Below are 17,534 nucleotides of genomic sequence, written 5' to 3'. Positions count from 1 at the left end.
GTTCATGGCATTGAGCACAGACGCCAAACTATGGCGAGGCATTTTCTGTACGTTGGCTGGCGGTATCGGCTGGGGCTTTTCCGGAGCCTGCGGTCAGTACCTTTTTACCTTCCAGGATGTCAGCCCCGACTGGCTGACGGTTCTTCGCATGATCATTGCCGGTATTTTGCTCTGTATCTTCTTTTTGCCCGGACATATAGCGGCCATGCGTCCGATTTTCAGACCCGGAGTTCATTGGTTGTGGCTCTTGATCTATGCCTTAGGCGGCTTGATGATCAGCCAATTCGGATACCTCACGGCGGTGGAGTACACCAATTCGGGCACGGCTACGATGCTCATTTATTTCAATCCGGTTTTTATTCTGATAGCTGTCTGTTTAATTCAATCTCGATTGCCCTCTAAACGCGAGCTATTGGCGATTGCCTGCGCATTAGCCGGCACTTTCTTTGTGGCCACACACGGTGATGTTTCTCATTTAGCGGTTTCTCCTCAAGGGCTATTTTGGGGTTTGGCAAGCGCTTTGGGTATTGCCGTTTACACGATTTTGCCCGCCAGGTTCCTATCTGCCTATCCGACGCAAGCCTTGATGGGTGCCGGCATGCTGGTGGGCGGTTTGATCACGGGTTGGATTATTGATTTTCCCTCTATTCATTTCTCTGTGGATATCTACGGAATAATTGCTTTGGCGCTTATTATTTTATTAGGCACAATCGGTGCCTTCATGCTCTATATGCAAGGTGTTGCCGATTTAGGCAGCGTCAAGGCCAGTATGATTGCCTGCGTCGAGCCGATATCGGCTGCTGTGTTTTCCGTGGCATTTTTCGGAACACATTTCTCAGCGATGGATTATTTGGGATTTACTTTTATCATTGCCACTATATTCGTTTTGGGACGGCATTAAGGATCGTTTATGAGTAAAAAAATTTTGTTGATACCGGCAGCCGGTGTCGGGGAGCGGATGAAAATCGGTTATCCCAAACAGTATTATCCCTTGTTTGAAAACAGGACGATGCTTGAAGTCACCGTCAATCGCATGCTCGGAATGTCGATTTTTGACCGTGTGGCAGTTGTGGTTTCAGAAAATGACGCATACATCGATCGGTGTCGATTCGAAGGTGCAGTGGAGATTCATCGATGCGGCGGAGACACTCGGGCTCAGTCCGTTTTAAACGGTTTAACGGCACTTCATGCCGAGCCCGATGATTGGGTATTTGTTCACGATGCAGCGCGTCCCTGTATTGATAAAGAATCAATCGTTCGCCTTGTCGATACGATTGAAAGCGAAGCGGTTGACGGGGCTATACTTGCACTGCCGGTAACCGATACGCTCAAGTGGGTCAATGATGATGCCATGATTGAAAAAACGATTGATCGCTCACGCTGTTTTCGTGCACAAACCCCGCAAGTGTTTCAGGCTCAGGCACTTTTAACCGCTCTTCAAAACGCTATCGAACCCGTGACCGATGAGGCAAGCGCCATGGAAATGCAAGGCGCTCGTATTAAGGTAGTTGAAGGTTCGGCTTTTAATATTAAAGTGACGTACCCGGAAGATTTGAAATGGGTGCGCAGTTATATAAATCAACTGTCTTTAAGAAAGGAATCTGTCCAATGAGTTTCAGAGTCGGGCAAGGTTATGACTTGCATCGTTTGGTTGAGGGCCGCCCCCTCATTTTGGGCGGAGTGTCAATCGATTATGAAAAAGGTCTTTTAGGGCACTCCGATGCCGATGCTCTGCTTCATGCAATTACCGATGCCCTTTTAGGGGCGGCAGGACTCGGAGATATCGGACGGCATTTTCCGGACACGGATCCGGCCTATAAAGGCGCAGACAGCAAAGAGCTCCTTGCTCAAGCTGTCGGACTTGTAGTTAAAGCAGGTTGGGCCATTGTTAATGTGGATGCAACGGTTATCGCTCAGGCTCCCAAATTGGCCCCTCATATGGACAAAATTCGAGAGTCCGTTGCCCAAGCAATCGGTATTGATCTTCAACGCGTCAATATCAAAGCAAAAACTAAGGAAGGGTGTGACGCGGTAGGTCAAAAAGAGGCTATTGAAGTGCATGCCATTGCGCTTTTGGAAGCGTTTTAAGAAAGGAAAAAAATGACTTTTGCGATGTAACCTATTGTATTGGCTGTAGCAATGGCAGCCTCGTCCGTAGCTGCGGCAGCAAGCTTCGAGCTTATACCGGGAACAGATAATCAATACGCACTCGGCTTGGGTGACGAGGCCAGTAACCAATCAAGCGGTGAATTTATCGTTAACCGCGATTACGACTATTTAGCAGGCGGTCAAGTCTTTGGCTTCACAGGAGAACAGCACGCCGATAACAATTCTGTGAATCTTATTGCAGATGGTGATTATTGGGTCAGGGAAGCCTACGGTGGCTTGGTACAAACCGATACGGTTGCCAACACCTCTTCAAACACGCTCAATCTTGACGGTATGTACCTTGGCGGTGCTGTCGGAGGCTATGCGGTGGGCGATCGCGGATTTGCCGACAACAACGTTGTGTCAGTCAAGAATCTTTCCGAATTTCAATACATTATGGCCGGGGCGGTAACCGCTCAGAGCGAAGCGCGTGCCAACGGCAATCGCCTTGAGATTGTTGACTCAACTGTTGCGGATAGTGTTGATACAAGCATAGATGATAACGTCAGTCTGGATGCTTTCGGAGGACTTGTTGTTTCAGATGGAAAGGCAGAGGCAAGCGACAATCAAGTCTCGGTAGACGGATTGACGTTGCAATCGTCGGTTTTCAGACTCTACGGTGCAAATGTTGTCGGAATGCAAACCGTTACGAATAACAACAGCGTTTCAGTGCATAATCTTAATTCAGGCTCTGCAGTGGCCGGGGTTGTATCGAGCTACATCCTCACCGCAGGAGATGCCGAAGTCCATCACAACTCCACGACAATTTCTCAATTCAACGGTCCGATTGCTGCTAACGGTGTTTATCTCGATGAAGCTCAACAATTCGAAAATCCCATCACGGTGAATCTTTCCGAGACATCTGTGACAGTGGATGGTCAGAATAAAGAAGTATCGGGTACGCAGGAATTCAAGGGTAACTCTGTTTATTTAGGGGATGCGACGCTTAATCTTTCAGGTACCCGTGTGCAGATTAAGGACTTCATCAATCAGGATCGTGATGATACTGTGTACATGTACACCGGTGATGAAATTTCCATTAACTCGGGTTCCGTGAACTTGTCGGATTCCTCTTTAGTCGTCTCAAATGTTCGAAACGGGGAGCATACCGGTAGGATTTATACTGCTGACATTTCCTTGGGTGAACAAGCCGCACTCAATATCGATTCTGTCAAAACCTCTATCGTTGGCAGTGATTTGCAAAATGTAGCATTGATCGGTGTTTATGTGACTTCTTCAGAAGATCAAATAAAGACCAAGCCCGTTCATATCAACAACAGTGTCGTAGAAATTTCCAATAGCATCATTGATCATGCTTTGGCTGTTTATCTGGATGACGATGTTCAAGTCGGCTACTCGGGTAATCATACGGTTAAACTTACCAATGCCATCGTTTTAAACGGTGTGTTCGGATCAGCCCAAGAGACACATGGCTCCGGCAATCCACCCGTCTTCTTGCCTGAGGGTAATACACTTGAGTTGAGCGGAGTCAATCGTGTCCGTACCATCCAAGGTTTTGATACCTGGCGCTTTGTCATTGATGACAACATGGTTGAAAATCAGCCGATTTTGACCCTAGCCATCGCTCAAGCCCGCTCACAGTCTCCGGTCAATTGGAACGAACATGACAATTTAACGATTGAAATCGTCAAACCGACAGATTTTGATCTAAAGGATGAAAATATCACTTTGATATCCGGTGGTGGCAACAGTACGCACTATTTCAACGATACACAGATAGTGGTTAAGTCGACTTTTGTTGATTCGGTTTATTCACCGGATGACTTTTATGTGAATTCCGATCATGCATTAACAACAGGTGATGAAAATATCTTTAAAAATGGGGTGAATGTTGCGACAGCTAATTCCGCCACACTTGCCGATTCTCATCTGGGCTCTATCGCGTTTGTAAATCAAGGCGCTGAGTTTGTTGCAGACGTCGGTATGAAGGCACTGACTGATGCAGCCAAGCTCGGTGAAGTGTCAGCTTTTGCCGCCATGCACGGGGGATCCTCCCGCTATGACTCAAGTTCGACCATAGATGTAGACGGTTATTCGTTAGTGGTCGGTGCCGGTCTCAAACTCAATCCCAATTGGCTTTTAGGTGCCTTTGTTGAAGCCGGATTGGGCGAAAGTGACAGTCATGTCCGCCAAACCAAAGGCGAAAGCGATCATGACTACTACGGTGTCGGCTTAGCCACCCGTTATCAATTCGCAAGCGGCTTATACGTGGACGGTGCTTTGCGATTGGGTCAAAGCTCAACGGAATTCAAGGGACAGTTTGCAACCGATTACGCTAAATACGATTCTGACGTCTTTTTCTCAACCGCACACTTGGGTGCCGGTTATCTGTTCAATTTAACGGATACGGTCTCGATGGACGTCTACGGTCGTTATCTCATCAGCTATTTGGATAGTGACTCGGTCAATCTGCATAACGCCTACTCGGACGATTTTGATATTGAATCGACAACTGCTCAGGCCGTCCGCGTGGGCACCCGAGTAAACGGTTCTTTCTGCCCGTACGCCAATTGGACTGCAGGGCTGGCCTACGAGCGAGTCTTTGAGGCGGATGCTGAGACTGCAGTCAATCGGGTCGATCTTGACAGCCCGAGCCTTGACGGCGACACAGCTATCATGGAGTTGGGGGTGAGTATGAAACCCTCTGTGACGAGTCCGTGGACTCTGCAACTCGGCGCTAAGGGTTATGTTGGGGATCGCGAAGGCGTGAGCGGCAATTTAACCTTCAGATACGTCTTCTAAGAACAATCAACACATAGTACAGAGAACGAGAATCCGGCTTTTGCCGGATTTCTCGTTTAGGGGTCTTGTCTGGGAAGAAGGGTATCGGTGGGTGCCGTTTGTTCTTCAAGCGCCGGTTTTTCGTTGCGCTTATTGGCAAGCGGCATAATCAATTCCACAATGAGGCCATGCGGGTGATTGGAGGAAAGAATAATTCTGCCGCCCGAACGTTTGACTACGCGCACGACAATGGCCAAACCGAGCCCTGCTCCTTTTGCGCCGCCTCGGGCTGTATCCCCTCGTTCAAAGGGACGAACCACACGATCCATTTCTTCCTGAGGGATACCGACACCTTTGTCACAGATACGAAGCACCGCTTCTTCGCCTTGACGCAGAACCTGAATATTAAGATCAAGCAGTCCGTTTTCCTGAGTTCTGCCGTAGCGGTCAGCGTTGACCAACAGATTCTGAATGGCACGAACAAGCTCAGTGGGATGGGCCATCACAAAGAGATTGCCCATGATGCTGGTTTCAATGCGGACATCGTCTTTGGTGCGCAGGCGCATATCATCGATTGTTCCGTACACCGCAGCTCCGAGATCCACTCTTTCGAGCGGTTGTTTGCTGCGCTTGGCGTAGGCCATGAACTGATTCACAATGCTTTCCATCTGTTCAAGGTCGCTTACCATCGCGTCGCGCGAGTCTTCCGATAGGTTGGAAAGTTCAATTTCAAGTCGCATGCGGGTAAGAGGCGTACGGAGGTCATGCGAGACCCCGGCGAGCAAGAGTTCCCGATCGTCTTCCATGCGTTCGAGCTCTTCAACCATATGGTTAAAGCTTCGATTCACGGCTTCGATTTCAGCCGTGCGGGTGTTTTCAGGCAACGGATCAGGCTTTTCACCTCGACCGAGTTTTTTGGCTGCAGCGCTCAGTTCTGCAAGTGGTCTTACAGTGCGCTGCGTTAAAACAGTTGCCCCCATGGTACCCACAAGGAATGCAACAAATGCCCACCAGATCCAGGCCGTACCGAACGGAGGATCAAGAAGGTCACTGCGAATCAAAAGCCAGTAATCATCGCCTTCAATTTCCATGGAAACCCAGACCCCGGGTTCATCATTGACCATGCCGGCTACGATTGTGTTTTGTCCCAATACCTCTTTGGTTTGCGTTTCAATGAGTTCGGCAATGCTGCCTTGAGCCACCAGGGGTTTCCAAGAATCGTTGGATTCTTTGGGCAGAATACGCACGCCTTCACGGTAGGCGAGAATGTGTAAAAGATCCGGACGGGTGTTGGGATCGGACGATATCAAGGCGTAGCGCGTCAGATTAACCGTTGAGACAATCTGTTGCGAGACGCCTTTGGAAAAAGGAACCTCAGATAAGACACGGAAGCTTTGAAGCCACGCCAAAGCCGTGATGATCAATAAAAGCATCAAAAGCGTGAATGTTCGCCAAAAAAGGCTGGGTGACTTCAAAGCCATATTGCACCTACCGGTTACTGATTATTTTGACCGCCATCGGGAATGAACACGTATCCGACGCCCCAAACCGTCTGCAGGAAGCGAGGCTTGGAGGGATCCGGTTCAATCATCTTTCTCAGACGAGAAACCTGAACGTCAAGCGAACGGTCAAAGGCTTCGTATTCGCGTCCGCGAGCAATTTCCATCAGTTTATCGCGCGAAAGCGGCTGCTTGGGGTGACGGGCAAAGGCCTTAAGAACGGCGAATTCGCCGGTCGTAAGCGGCACGGGTTCTCCGTTTTTGCGAAGGACACGGGTGCCTAAATCCAATTCAAATTCACCGAACTTAACCACTTCGTCTGTCATCGAGGGAGCACCCGGAGCATCGGCAACCGGCCGTCTGCGAAGCACGGCGTGAATGCGGGCAAGCAATTCACGAGGATTAAAGGGCTTCGGGATATAGTCATCGGCACCCATCTCAAGGCCAACGATACGGTCGACATCTTCACCACGCGCCGTGAGCATAATGATCGGTGTCATGTCTTTTTGTTCACGCAGACGACGCAGAATCTGCAGACCGTCTTCGCCCGGCATCATCAGGTCAAGAATCAACGCATCAAAGCGCTCGCGAAGCCACAGACGGTTCATCGTTACGCCGTTATCGGCTACAAAAACCTGAAAACCGTTTTCGCCGAGATAGCGACGAAGCAGATCGCGCAAGCGGGGATCGTCATCAACTACGAGTAATTTAGGTGTACGTTCTGCCATGATTTGTAACTCACTTTAAAATGAAATTGAACAAAAGGAATTTGTTGTTACATTTATATTTTCTCTGATTTTTCAGTTTTGTAAAGAGGGGACAACCGCTTTATTACACTTCATTACACAATACGAAATCCGTTAAAAATTCGTTTCACCTTTTTTTGATCATTGTCCTTACTATCTGAATTGTTCAATAGTGTGCCGAGAATCGGCAAGGGATTTTTGATGATTAAACACGCCGGAATTCGAACAATCGCGACGCTCCTGTGTTTAGGCACTGGAACGCTTGCCTTTGCCCATCCGTTACTGCTTTCCGTGTCCGATCACCATAACAGCTCACTGCCGGTTTATGATCAGCGACAACAAGATCAGATGCTCTTTGCCCTGCCGCAGTCTTCGGATAACCCGAAATTGTGGACAGAAATGACCCCGAAGGAGCGAGCAGACATCTGGCCCTATTTAACGCCTCGCATGCAACGCTTTTATTGGCGCAGTATGACTGATCTTGAACGACGGCAAATGCGTGCAGAATTTTCGCCTTCTGTTAAAGAAAAATTTCGCAAGCGTTATGTTTCGCCTGATAATTGCGGCAATCCCGAACATGCGCAACAGGCTCGCTATCGGTTAAGCCCTGAAGAGCGCCAGAGAATGCGAGAGCAGATTCGGGAAATGCACATTGAGTTTTATCGCTTTCACCATCGGGCGCCTACTGGACAGGCTGCTGACGTGCCGCCTCCGCCCGAACTTCCTACGCCTAATCAATAACCGACCGACAGCACTGTTGCCGTGCTAAGATAGCCAATCATTTTTTGGATAAATTCAAATGACGGGTCAACCCATTTTATTGGCTTTCGATACTGCAACAGAATACTGTTCCGTGGCTTTAAATGCGCCAGGCGGTCTCATCGAGCGAACCGAAAAGCTCGGTAACGCTCACTCTGAATGTCTTCTGCCTTGGATCGATGAAATGACCAAGCAGGCAGGAGTCCCTTTAAAAGGTATTGACGGCATTCTTTTCAGTGCCGGTCCGGGATCTTTCACCGGACTTCGTATCGCCTGCGGTGTGGCTCAGGGCTTAGGGTACGGTTTGGATAAGAAACTTTTGCCCGCTTCGTCTCTCACGACCATGGCCTTCCACTATAAGGATCACGGCCGCAATATCGCTGTATTAAATGATGCACGCATGAATGAATGCTATGCAGCCCTCTATCGAAATGATGAAAAGGGTTTCAGAGTCAGTGCAACCGAGCATTTGATTAAACCGCATGAGGTCGGTGAGTGGCTCACCCAAAACGACGTGGATTTTGTTCTTGGAACTGCTATCGGTGTTTATGACATGGCAATCGGGGTTGAGCACCTTTATGCTCATCCGAACGCAGCTTTCATGATCGAGTGGTACCTCAATTGTGAAGAGCAGGTCAAAGATTTATGGTGTGATCCTGATAAGGCAGCGCCCGTCTACGTCCGAGATCATGTAGCGCTCACCATTAACGAAAGACTTCAAGGGGGTAAGCTTTGAGTCTTCATTTCACGCAGGCTACCTCCACCGATTTGGATGCGATCGTCCGACTCGATTCGAGCGCGTTTGAATTTCCCTGGTCTCGTGCGGATTTTGAAGGCTCGCTCAAGATCGGTCACTCGTTTTTATTGCTCAAAGATGATGAGACGCTTTTGGGTGTAGCCGTTTCCATGCAGATTTTTGATGAAGCCGAGCTTCTCACGATTGCCGTTGATCCTTCTTATCAGGGGCAGGGTTATGGGAAGCTGTTGCTTAACGAATTACTGGCAAGACTCGCCCGTAACGGTGCTCAACGGCTATTTCTTGAAGTTCGTGTCAGCAACACTCGCGCACACTCACTCTACCTCGGGGCGGGTTTTGAGGAAATTTCCCGCCGAAAAGGTTACTATCCCACTCGTGACGGTCGGGAAGATGCGATTGTCATGGAAAAACTATTGAGTATCTGATGGCAACCTATTCACAAGAAACCGCTAGACTATGGATGGCAATGGATATCGGACCGCTTTGGATCGGTCGGGACGATGACGATCCGTTGTCACCGGCTTCTATTGCTGCAGACAGTACAAAAAATGAAGTCCGTGAACCCCAAAGTCAGACGGTTGAGCAAACTGCTGTTGCCAAACCTCAACCCCCTAGCTTTTCACTTGAGCAGACGCCTTCTGCTGCTGAAAAGCCTAAGCGTGGCACTGCAGGAAGCATCAGTCCGGAATATCACCATCAAAAAAGTTATGAGCTCAAGCCGATTCGTCGAACGTTTGCTGATCCCGGCATCGTTGAAGTGGATTCGGATTTACTCACGCAAGCCCAAACGGCAGACTGGCAAACGCTCGAAAGCCTGGTTGCCCGTTGCACAGCATGTCGCGCATTGAGCCAAAGCCGCTTGTCGACCGTCTTCGGTACCGCTCAACGTACCGCCAAAATGGTGATCGTCGGTGAAGCGCCGGGACGAGATGAAGATTTGCAAGGCAAACCCTTTGTCGGCAAAAGCGGGGAACTTCTTGAAAATATTCTCAAAGCCATGGGATTGCGCCGAGGATCGGATGTCGCCATTATCAATGTGCTCAAATGCCGTCCGCCCAACAATCGTGATCCGCACGACAATGAAATTGCGGCGTGTGCGACTTTCCTCATCCGTCAGTTGGAACTTATTGATCCCAAGGTTATTGTGCTCTCGGGTCGAATTGCCTCGCATGCATTATTGAAAACGGAGACTTCTACGGGGAAACTTCGCGGTCACACACATTACATTGAAGTCAACGGCAGACAAGTGCCCACTGTCGTGACCTATCATCCGTCTTATCTGCTTCGTTCGCCCACGGAAAAGATTGCCGCTTGGCGCGATTTCAATTTGGCGAAAAAGCTTCTCTTAGAGCTTTCTTAGAATCCGAAAATCAGTGACGTTTTTCTTCACCGATGAGGTGAGTGGAGTCGTATTCACGTTGGTTTTTGATGTGCTTGCCGATAACAAGCAGCATGGAAACCACCACAAAGAGGCCGAACGTGACCATGGTGGCCGGGGCACTCATGCCGAAGTGAATCAAGAGTGAATAGATACCGAGCATAATGAGAATGGAGAGATTCTCATTGAAATTCTGAACAGCGATGGATTTACCGGCGCTCATCAAGACGTAGCCGCGGTGCTGTAAAAGTGCATTCATGGGGACCACAAAGAAACCTGCACAGATTCCCACTGCGATCATAATGACAACGGCCACGCACACTGCCCAGGAAATGGGGGTGCCGAAAAGTTCAATGCCACCAGCCGGGACCATCGATTGGTTAAAGTAGGCCGAACAGGTGACGAGTACTCCCATAATCACACCCATCCACAATACTTTAAGGGAATTTTTCAGGCTGATGAGCTGAGCGGCCAACACGGCACCGATTGCAATACCGATACTGACCACAGCCTGAAGGATGGCGCCTTCAGACAAATTCATACCAAGAGCGTATTCAGCCCACTTCAAAACCAGGAACTGTAAAACGGCACCGGCGCCCCAGAATAGCGTCGTAACCGACAATGAAATTTGTCCCAAACGATCCTTCCACAGGATGGAACAGCTGTGGTAGAAGGTTTTTAAGGTTTCGATCGGACGGAAATCCGCTTTCGGATAGCGAGCGCCCGTATCGGGAATAAGAAGGTTGACAGCGGCAGCAGCAAGGTAAATCAAGACGATGATTGAAATAGCTGCTTGAGCCGGGGTGGCTATACCGAGCGCTTCAAAGGGAAAGCCCGAGTGCAAAATGGCGTAACTCACAGCATCATTAATGAGAACGCCGCCCATGACGACACCTAAAATAATAGAAGCGACAGTGAGCCCTTCAATCCAGCTGTTAGCCAGCACTAATTTAACAGGGGGCAACAATTCTGTGAGAATGCCGTATTTGGCCGGCGAATAGGCCGCGGCTCCGATACCGACTACGGCATAGGCTAAGAGCGGATGAGAGCCGAACAGCATCAAAAGGCACCCGCCCACTTTGAGCATATTGGTGAGAAACATCACCCGGCCTTTGGGCATCGAGTCGGCAAAAAGCCCCACGTAGGCCGCCAGACAGATGTAGCTGACAACGAAGAATAACTTCAATAGCGGCGTCATCCAATCGGGCGCATTCATTTGCGTCAGGAGCGCAATGGCGGCAATGAGCAACGCATTGTCCGCTAGGCTCGAGAGAAACTGAGCGCACATAATGGAATAAAAACCGCGATTCATAGTCATCCTATCTGTTATTGCCGACCGATTCTAGCAGAACCAAAGAGGGGTGGATTGAGCTGCGCTTAGGGACAAATCCCACAAAACGTAACAAAACGTGCTGCACTCAGAAAAAAATAGTCACCTGCGCTAAGATAATCGTTTATTTTGCGGGGTTGAATCAGTCCCCGGTAAGTTTTATTTAGGGTAAAGAGTTATGCCACGTCCTATTGCCGCCACCATTCATATGGGGGCTCTCAGACACAATCTTCAACGAATGCGTGAAGCCGCCAAAGGACGCACGCTTTGGGCTGTTGTCAAAGCCAACGCTTACGGTCACGGATTGCTTCGTGCTGCCCGTGCTTTTGAAGAGGCCGATGGTCTGGCGTTAATTGATTTATGCGATGCTCAAAAAGTCCGCGAACAGGGTTGGACGAAGCGTATTTTGCTTTTGGAAGGCTTTTTTGATGAGTCTGACCTTCCGCTTTTGGAAAAGTTTGATATTGAGACGATTGTGCATAATCGTCACATGATTGAGATCTTAAAGGCTCATGCACCGTTTAAGTCTCTGAAGGTTCACATTAAGATCAATTCCGGAATGAATCGCCTGGGTTTCCTTGCTACCGAAGAAGAGGGCGTTCGGGCTGAGCTTGAAGCGATTGAGGGTGTGAGGGTTATGGGGGTGGTGACCCACTTTGCCAATGCAGAACCCACTTATGAAGCCGACAAACCCGCAACGGTGTCGTTGCAGTTATCCCGCATGAGACAGATTGAGCCTCGCCCCGAGCACCTTTGTATGGCCAACTCTGCGGCCACTTTGTGGCAAGACGACGTTAAAGGCGATGCGGTGCGAGCCGGTGTTGCGTTATACGGTGCGAGTCCCGACAGTCACTACACGTCAGAGGATCTGGACATTCGTCCTGCCATGACGTTGTCTGCCAAAATTCTTGCTATTCAAAATGTGCCGGCAGGTGAAGCGATCGGATACGGCTCCCGTTTTGTGACCCATCGCGATTCACGCATTGCCGTGGTGGCCTGCGGCTATGCCGACGGTTATCCCCGTTCTACCCCTGACGGTACACCGACTTACGTGGAAGGAAAAATTGCACCGATTGCCGGCGCCATTTCCATGGATATGCTCACGATTGATGTGACCGATGTTCCCGAAGCCCGGCTTGGCAGCGAAGTCGAACTTTGGGGTAGTCACATTCCCGTAAATGAAGTGGCCAAACGATGCGGCACCATCGGCTATGAGCTTCTTTGCGCTATTGCTCTGCGTGTGCCCATTGTTGAAGATGAACAGTAAAGCGAAAGCTCTATATGGCGACTAAAAAGAAGAAAGTTGAATGGGTGTGTTCGGAGTGCGGCGGCACGACAGTCAAATGGGCCGGCCGCTGTCCCCATTGCGGACAATGGAATACGCTCAAAGAGTTTGTGGTTGAGTCCGGCGCTGCCGCTCGTTTCGGAGATGCCCGTCATAAGGGGCTCGTGAGCGCCTCGGAAGTGATGGATCTTAACGATGTTCAGGCCCAAGAGGTGCCGCGAATCATCACGGGATTTCAGGAATTTGATCGGGTGATGGGCGGAGGCCTTGTTGCCGGCGGCGTTTCTCTTATCGGGGGTGATCCCGGAATCGGCAAATCGACTCTTTTGCTTCAGGTCATGTACCGTCTGGTTCATCAGGAGGTGAAATGCCTGTACGTGAGTGGTGAAGAAAGTCCCGGCCAAATTGCTCTGAGAGCCAAACGCCTGGGACTTGAGCCTCAGGGTTTAAGACTCATGAGCGAGATTCAACTCGAAAAGATCGAAGCGACGCTTTTGACAGAAAAACCCCAATTTGTGGTGATTGACTCGATTCAGACTCTATTTTCCGATCAACTTGAATCGGCTCCCGGTTCTGTTACGCAGGTCCGAGAGTGTTCTGCCAGACTGACACGTATTGCCAAAAGTTCCGGCATTACTCTTATTTTTGTAGGCCACGTGACAAAAGAGGGCAGCCTCGCAGGCCCCCGCGTGCTTGAGCATATTGTCGATACGGTCCTTTACTTTGAAGGCGACACGCATTCGAATTTCCGCCTCATTCGTGCCTTTAAAAACCGTTTCGGTGCAGTCAATGAATTAGGCGTCTTTGCCATGACTGATCGGGGATTAAAGGGCGTTAACAATCCCAGTGCGATTTTCCTTTCTGAACATAAGTCTCATGTGCCGGGTTCGGTAGTGATGGTCACGCAGGAAGGCACACGACCCTTATTGGTTGAAGTGCAGGCACTGGTGGATGCGAGCCATCAACCTTCTCCTAAACGCCTCTCTGTGGGTATTGACCAACAGCGATTGTCGATGTTATTGGCTGTGTTGCACCGTCATGCGGGACTTGCCTGTTATGATCAGGACGTTTTTGTCAATGCCGTGGGTGGGGTTAAAATTACCGAACCTGCAGCGGATTTGGCTGTTTTATTAGCGATTTATTCTTCCTTCAGAAATAAATCGTTGCCCGAAGGATTAGTGGTCTTCGGAGAAGTGGGATTGGCCGGAGAAATCCGTCCCGCTCCGCGTGGACAGGAGCGACTGAAAGAGGCCGCCAAATTGGGATTTTCCAAGGCCGTGATCCCAAGAGCCAATGCTCCCAAACAGCCGATCGAAGGACTGGAAATTATTGCGGTTGATCGTTTAAGTAATGCCCTTGATGCGGTCAGCTGAGAAAAGATTTTTGAAGGAAATACAGATGAAAATTACGAAAATTCTGCCCTCTGAGGCCACACCTGCCAAGGCGATACTGGATCGCGCCCACCATATTGCATTGACAAGTCAAGAACGTGCGGATCTTCCCTCTTCATTGATCATCGACAATGTAACTGTCGAAGTCGATATTGCTCAAAAACGTGCGCTTGAAGTGGGCGACGTGATGTTGGACGAAGCGGGTCACTTTTATGTGGTCGATGCTGCGCCCGAGACCGTTTTGATGATTAAGGGCGAAGATGACTTCGTGGCTGAAGCAGCAGTTGCTTTATTGAATCGCGGTATTCGAGTTGCTCAAGTCGAAAACGGATTTGCGATCGCTCGTGACGAAGAGCTCTTAAAGATGCTCACGGACGCTGGCCTTGAGTTTGAAGAAGCTCAAATGCCCTTTGATCCGATTAAGCTTCCCAAGCGCGGACACGGTTGTTGTTGCGGCGGTCACCATCATGAACATGGAGAAGGCTGCGGTTGTGGTCATCATCACCATGAACACGGCGAAGGCTGCGGCTGTGGCGGTGAACATCATCACCACCATCATCATGAAGAGGGTGAATGTTGTTGTGGCGGCCATCACGATCATGAGCACGGTGAGGGCTGTGGTTGTGGTGGTGAACATCATCATCACCACCATCATCATGAAGAGGGCGAGTGCTGCTGCGGTGGTCATCATGATCACGAACACGGTGAAGGATGTGGTTGCGGTGGCGAACACCATCATCACCATCATCATGAGGAAGGCCAGTGCTGTTGCGGTGACCATCATGCGCATGATGATCACGACGATGACAAAAAGGACTCTGTTCAATAATATTTAACCAAGGGCGGCGGCAATGACCGCCCTTAGTCTTATTATGAGTATTGAAAGCGTAAAAGCCTATTTGAAGACAAAAGGTCTTGTCGATCGTTATATTGAATTACCAGGATCCACGGCAACGGTAGCTTTGGCTGCAGAGCGATTGGGATGTGAACCGGATCGAATCGCCAAAACATTAGCCATCAAGTTAAAGAGCGGAAGGCTCATGGTGGTGGTTGTATCTGGAGAGGCGAGACTCGATAACTCTAAATTCAAAAAACTCTTTAAAGAGACTTCGCATTTTTGTCCGGCAGAAGAGCTTGAAACCCTGTTTGGTCATCCGATGGGGGGTGTCTGTCCTTTTGCACTGAAAGAGAATGTAGAAATTTATCTCGATGAGAGTTTGAAAAAATACGATATTGTTTATCCGGCAGCGGGATCCGCAAACAATGCTGTCAAAATTGGCATTGATGAATTGTCTCAGACTCTTGAGGCTGATTGGATTTTTGTGACTAAATGAGCAAGAATGCTTTGCTTTTGTGGAAGAAATTAGATTTGGACAGATTTTAAAGCACGCGAGCCCCGATAGTGGGGACTATCGAGGCTCTTCACTTACGCACCTAGCAGATCAAAAACAGAATAAGTGCGATGAGTAATTTAATTGCCCATCGGCGAATTCGTTTTGATATACTAGTGACTTGAGAATGATAGTGCATAGTTATTCTCTTATCTGCAAGCGGCTTGGTATGGGGATACCAGGCCGTTTCGCTATGGTTTTGTCCGGACCGATTGGGAGGCGACCACAGCGAAACCTCCCAATATTGAACGAGTAACTATGCAAACCCCGTCGGACAACAGGCGCTATTTTATCAAAGAACGTAACAGACCAATCGTTTTGTTAAACCACAACGACAATGTCACATCTGACGAAGCAACTTTGCCATAGAGATTGACAGAGCAAAAGAGTAATCAAAATAAATCAGTTCATATGTGTCAGGGACCGGAGGGAAAGCCCTTAGCAAAAAAGGAACAACTGATTGATGTTTCGGTTATTTAAGCGTGTGTAGAAGGGGCGATATCAGTGTATGTTGAACATCCTGACAAAAGGAAGGTGACATTTTCGCTGTAGCGTAACATGGTGCGGGGAATCGGACTCGAACCGACACGCCTTTTAGTCGGCGTCAGGACCTAAACCTGGTGCGTCTACCAATTTCGCCATCCCCGCACAGATCGCTCATTGTACCTGAAAATATTTTTTTGTTCTGATTGTTTCCCCTCATTTAGAATAGTCGAGAGCTGATTTTTTTCGGAGTCTCTATGTTTAATTTTGTCTTTCAAAACACAACCAAATTGGTTTTCGGCAAAGGTCAGATTGCACAATTGCAATCACTGATTCCGATCGATAAAAAGGTATTGATTACATTCGGGGGCGGTAGCGTCAAACGAAATGGAGTTTATGAGCAGGTTAAGATCGCTTTGAAGGATCACGCTGTTATCGAGTTTTGGGGAATTGAACCGAATCCTGCAGTCGAAACATTGAGAAAAGCGGTGCAACTCGGACTGGAAGAAAAAGTCGATATGCTGTTGGCCGTTGGCGGCGGTTCGGTATTGGATGGAACAAAGTTGATTGCAGCGGCGATTGCAGAACACGAAAAAGATGCCTGGGACATTGTGAAATCCGGTACTGCCCCTAAACAAATACCCTTTGCCAGCGTGATGACTCTGCCTGCAACAGGTTCTGAAATGAATAACGGTGCGGTTATTTCCTGTCATGAAACTCAGGAAAAATTCTCTTTCAGAGGGGATTATCCGGTTTTTTCCATTTTGGATCCTGAAACAACGTATTCGTTGCCTCCCTATCAAATTTCCTGCAGCTTGGCCGATATTGTTGTGCATTGCTTTGAACAGTATATGACCACAACCGGTCAAAACAGAGTTCTCGACAGATGGGCTGAAGGCGTGATTGCCACCGCTATGGAAATAGCTCCACTTATCAAAGCTGATTCCCATAACTATGAAGTCATGAGCGACTACATGTTTAGTGCAACCATGGCATTGAATAACTTTATTCGCATGGGGATCACTCAGGACTGGTCCACCCACCAGATCGGTCACGAACTGACCGCTTTGTGCGGAGTCACTCACGGAGAATCCTTAGCGATCGTCTACCCTGGCACAATTGATGTTTTAAGAGAACAGAAAAAAGATAAACTGCTTCAATTCGGTTCCCGAGTTTTAGGGATTGTTGAAGGGGACGATGATAAAAGAATTGATGAAATCATTGCCAGAATTGAGTCTTTCTTTAAATCGCTCGGACTGGCTACACGCTTATCCGAGAAGAATATCGGTATTGATGTGATTGAAGAAATTGCCCGTCGATTTAATGAAAGGGGAGTAAAGCTTGGCGAAGCTCAAAATGTGACGGGAGATGTTGCTCGTGAAATTTTAATGAGAAGACTGTAATTTCATCTTATTGAAAAATAAGAAATTATTCGCAACTATTAAAGTTTCGCATTAAATTGATTGGTGGTCATTGAGACGGTTGGATTGAAATTTAAAGTTCTCAACGAATTCAAATAATTGAACTTGAACCACAAATTTAACCACGCAATGGCTATAATCAAGCGTTTCTGTGCAAAAGATTCGGTTTTGCACCACGACAAATTTTTATTGGACGGGGAGATT

The 17,534-nt window shown here is 48.6% G+C and carries 16 protein-coding genes and 1 tRNA gene; 13 read left to right on the top strand and 4 right to left on the bottom strand.

Features of this window, described 5'->3' with window-relative positions:
• Positions 1-4: 4 nt before the first annotated feature.
• The 4 genes from H5985_RS03575 to H5985_RS03560 are packed head-to-tail and all read left to right on the top strand — an operon-like array spanning position 5 to position 4,911.
• A complete protein-coding gene (locus tag H5985_RS03575) occupies positions 5-901 on the top strand; it encodes a DMT family transporter (protein WP_205049939.1) in 897 nt (298 codons plus the stop codon).
• A 9-nt stretch (positions 902-910) separates the two neighbouring features.
• Positions 911-1,612: a 2-C-methyl-D-erythritol 4-phosphate cytidylyltransferase gene (gene ispD, locus H5985_RS03570; RefSeq protein ID WP_205049938.1), complete on the top strand. Its 702-nt coding sequence runs from the start codon at positions 911-913 to the stop codon at positions 1,610-1,612.
• The gene (gene ispF / locus H5985_RS03565; RefSeq protein ID WP_205049937.1) at positions 1,609-2,088 is read left to right on the top strand and encodes a 2-C-methyl-D-erythritol 2,4-cyclodiphosphate synthase; all 480 of its coding nucleotides are present in this window, start codon (positions 1,609-1,611) and stop codon (positions 2,086-2,088) included. The genes ispD and ispF overlap by 4 nt, the downstream gene beginning before the upstream one ends.
• A gap of 51 nt (positions 2,089-2,139) precedes the next feature.
• On the top strand, positions 2,140-4,911 hold the full coding sequence (locus H5985_RS03560; protein WP_205049936.1) for an autotransporter outer membrane beta-barrel domain-containing protein: 2,772 nt from the start codon (positions 2,140-2,142) through the stop codon (positions 4,909-4,911).
• Positions 4,912-4,967: 56 nt separating this feature from the next.
• On the opposite strand, the gene H5985_RS03555 is transcribed toward H5985_RS03560, so the two are convergent.
• Complete coding sequence (locus H5985_RS03555; protein ID WP_205049935.1) at positions 4,968-6,371, bottom strand: ATP-binding protein; 1,404 nt, start codon at positions 6,369-6,371, stop codon at positions 4,968-4,970.
• 14 nt (positions 6,372-6,385) lie between these two features.
• On the bottom strand, positions 6,386-7,117 hold the full coding sequence (gene ompR / locus H5985_RS03550; RefSeq protein ID WP_205049934.1) for an osmolarity response regulator transcription factor OmpR: 732 nt from the start codon (positions 7,115-7,117) through the stop codon (positions 6,386-6,388).
• A gap of 219 nt (positions 7,118-7,336) precedes the next feature.
• Here ompR and H5985_RS03545 point away from each other — a divergent pair, with 219 nt between their 5' ends.
• The 4 genes from H5985_RS03545 to H5985_RS03530 are packed head-to-tail and all read left to right on the top strand — an operon-like array spanning position 7,337 to position 10,011.
• On the top strand, positions 7,337-7,876 hold the full coding sequence (locus H5985_RS03545; protein ID WP_205049933.1) for a hypothetical protein: 540 nt from the start codon (positions 7,337-7,339) through the stop codon (positions 7,874-7,876).
• A gap of 58 nt (positions 7,877-7,934) precedes the next feature.
• Positions 7,935-8,630, top strand: coding sequence for a tRNA (adenosine(37)-N6)-threonylcarbamoyltransferase complex dimerization subunit type 1 TsaB (tsaB, locus tag H5985_RS03540; protein WP_205049932.1), 696 nt, complete (start codon positions 7,935-7,937; stop codon positions 8,628-8,630).
• Positions 8,627-9,076, top strand: a complete 450-nt coding sequence (gene rimI, locus H5985_RS03535; RefSeq protein ID WP_205049931.1) for a ribosomal protein S18-alanine N-acetyltransferase — start codon at positions 8,627-8,629, stop codon at positions 9,074-9,076. Before tsaB ends, rimI begins: the two co-directional genes overlap by 4 nt.
• The gene (locus H5985_RS03530; RefSeq protein WP_205049930.1) at positions 9,076-10,011 is read left to right on the top strand and encodes a uracil-DNA glycosylase; all 936 of its coding nucleotides are present in this window, start codon (positions 9,076-9,078) and stop codon (positions 10,009-10,011) included. Before rimI ends, H5985_RS03530 begins: the two co-directional genes overlap by 1 nt.
• Positions 10,012-10,021: 10 nt before the next feature.
• Here the strand turns inward: H5985_RS03530 and lplT are convergent, their stop codons facing one another.
• A complete protein-coding gene (lplT, locus tag H5985_RS03525) occupies positions 10,022-11,341 on the bottom strand; it encodes a lysophospholipid transporter LplT (RefSeq protein WP_205049929.1) in 1,320 nt (439 codons plus the stop codon).
• A 196-nt stretch (positions 11,342-11,537) separates the two neighbouring features.
• Here lplT and alr point away from each other — a divergent pair, with 196 nt between their 5' ends.
• From alr to H5985_RS03505, 4 genes are read left to right on the top strand one after another with little or no spacing between them, the layout of a single operon-like run.
• Positions 11,538-12,626, top strand: a complete 1,089-nt coding sequence (gene alr / locus H5985_RS03520) for an alanine racemase (RefSeq protein ID WP_205049928.1) — start codon at positions 11,538-11,540, stop codon at positions 12,624-12,626.
• Between the two features lie 14 nt (positions 12,627-12,640).
• A complete protein-coding gene (radA, locus tag H5985_RS03515; protein WP_205049927.1) occupies positions 12,641-14,017 on the top strand; it encodes a DNA repair protein RadA in 1,377 nt (458 codons plus the stop codon).
• Positions 14,018-14,042: 25 nt separating this feature from the next.
• The gene (locus H5985_RS03510; protein ID WP_205049926.1) at positions 14,043-14,864 is read left to right on the top strand and encodes an urease accessory protein UreE; all 822 of its coding nucleotides are present in this window, start codon (positions 14,043-14,045) and stop codon (positions 14,862-14,864) included.
• A gap of 22 nt (positions 14,865-14,886) precedes the next feature.
• Positions 14,887-15,369: a YbaK/EbsC family protein gene (locus tag H5985_RS03505; RefSeq protein ID WP_239481590.1), complete on the top strand. Its 483-nt coding sequence runs from the start codon at positions 14,887-14,889 to the stop codon at positions 15,367-15,369.
• 616 nt (positions 15,370-15,985) lie between these two features.
• On the opposite strand, the gene H5985_RS03500 is transcribed toward H5985_RS03505, so the two are convergent.
• Positions 15,986-16,074, bottom strand: a tRNA-Leu gene (locus H5985_RS03500).
• Positions 16,075-16,166: 92 nt separating this feature from the next.
• On the opposite strand from H5985_RS03500, the gene H5985_RS03495 reads away from it, so the two are divergent.
• Positions 16,167-17,312: an iron-containing alcohol dehydrogenase gene (locus tag H5985_RS03495; protein ID WP_205049925.1), complete on the top strand. Its 1,146-nt coding sequence runs from the start codon at positions 16,167-16,169 to the stop codon at positions 17,310-17,312.
• Positions 17,313-17,534 lie beyond the last annotated feature (222 nt).

This window comes from Parasutterella secunda, from assembly GCF_016901835.1.
Taxonomy (GTDB): Bacteria; Pseudomonadota; Gammaproteobacteria; order Burkholderiales; family Burkholderiaceae_F; genus Aphodousia; species Aphodousia faecavium.
The sequence above is the reverse complement of the archived record's forward strand: the minus strand, read 5'-3'. Positions and strand labels throughout refer to the sequence as shown.

Excerpts from the sequence above, each read along its gene's own strand:
- tsaB (WP_205049932.1), top strand. The coding sequence starts at position 7,935 with ATGACGGGTCAACCCATTTTATTGGCTTTCGATACTGCAACAGAATAC.
- H5985_RS03575 (WP_205049939.1), top strand. The coding sequence starts at position 5 with ATGGCATTGAGCACAGACGCCAAACTATGGCGAGGCATTTTCTGTACG.
- H5985_RS03530 (WP_205049930.1), top strand. The coding sequence starts at position 9,076 with ATGGCAACCTATTCACAAGAAACCGCTAGACTATGGATGGCAATGGAT.
- ispF (WP_205049937.1), top strand. The coding sequence starts at position 1,609 with ATGAGTTTCAGAGTCGGGCAAGGTTATGACTTGCATCGTTTGGTTGAG.
- radA (WP_205049927.1), top strand. The coding sequence starts at position 12,641 with ATGGCGACTAAAAAGAAGAAAGTTGAATGGGTGTGTTCGGAGTGCGGC.
- ompR (WP_205049934.1), bottom strand. The coding sequence starts at position 7,117 with ATGGCAGAACGTACACCTAAATTACTCGTAGTTGATGACGATCCCCGC.
- H5985_RS03560 (WP_205049936.1), top strand. The coding sequence starts at position 2,140 with ATGGCAGCCTCGTCCGTAGCTGCGGCAGCAAGCTTCGAGCTTATACCG.
- lplT (WP_205049929.1), bottom strand. The coding sequence starts at position 11,341 with ATGAATCGCGGTTTTTATTCCATTATGTGCGCTCAGTTTCTCTCGAGC.
- alr (WP_205049928.1), top strand. The coding sequence starts at position 11,538 with ATGCCACGTCCTATTGCCGCCACCATTCATATGGGGGCTCTCAGACAC.
- H5985_RS03545 (WP_205049933.1), top strand. The coding sequence starts at position 7,337 with ATGATTAAACACGCCGGAATTCGAACAATCGCGACGCTCCTGTGTTTA.
- H5985_RS03505 (WP_239481590.1), top strand. The coding sequence starts at position 14,887 with ATGACCGCCCTTAGTCTTATTATGAGTATTGAAAGCGTAAAAGCCTAT.
- ispD (WP_205049938.1), top strand. The coding sequence starts at position 911 with ATGAGTAAAAAAATTTTGTTGATACCGGCAGCCGGTGTCGGGGAGCGG.
- H5985_RS03510 (WP_205049926.1), top strand. The coding sequence starts at position 14,043 with ATGAAAATTACGAAAATTCTGCCCTCTGAGGCCACACCTGCCAAGGCG.
- H5985_RS03555 (WP_205049935.1), bottom strand. The coding sequence starts at position 6,371 with ATGGCTTTGAAGTCACCCAGCCTTTTTTGGCGAACATTCACGCTTTTG.
- H5985_RS03495 (WP_205049925.1), top strand. The coding sequence starts at position 16,167 with ATGTTTAATTTTGTCTTTCAAAACACAACCAAATTGGTTTTCGGCAAA.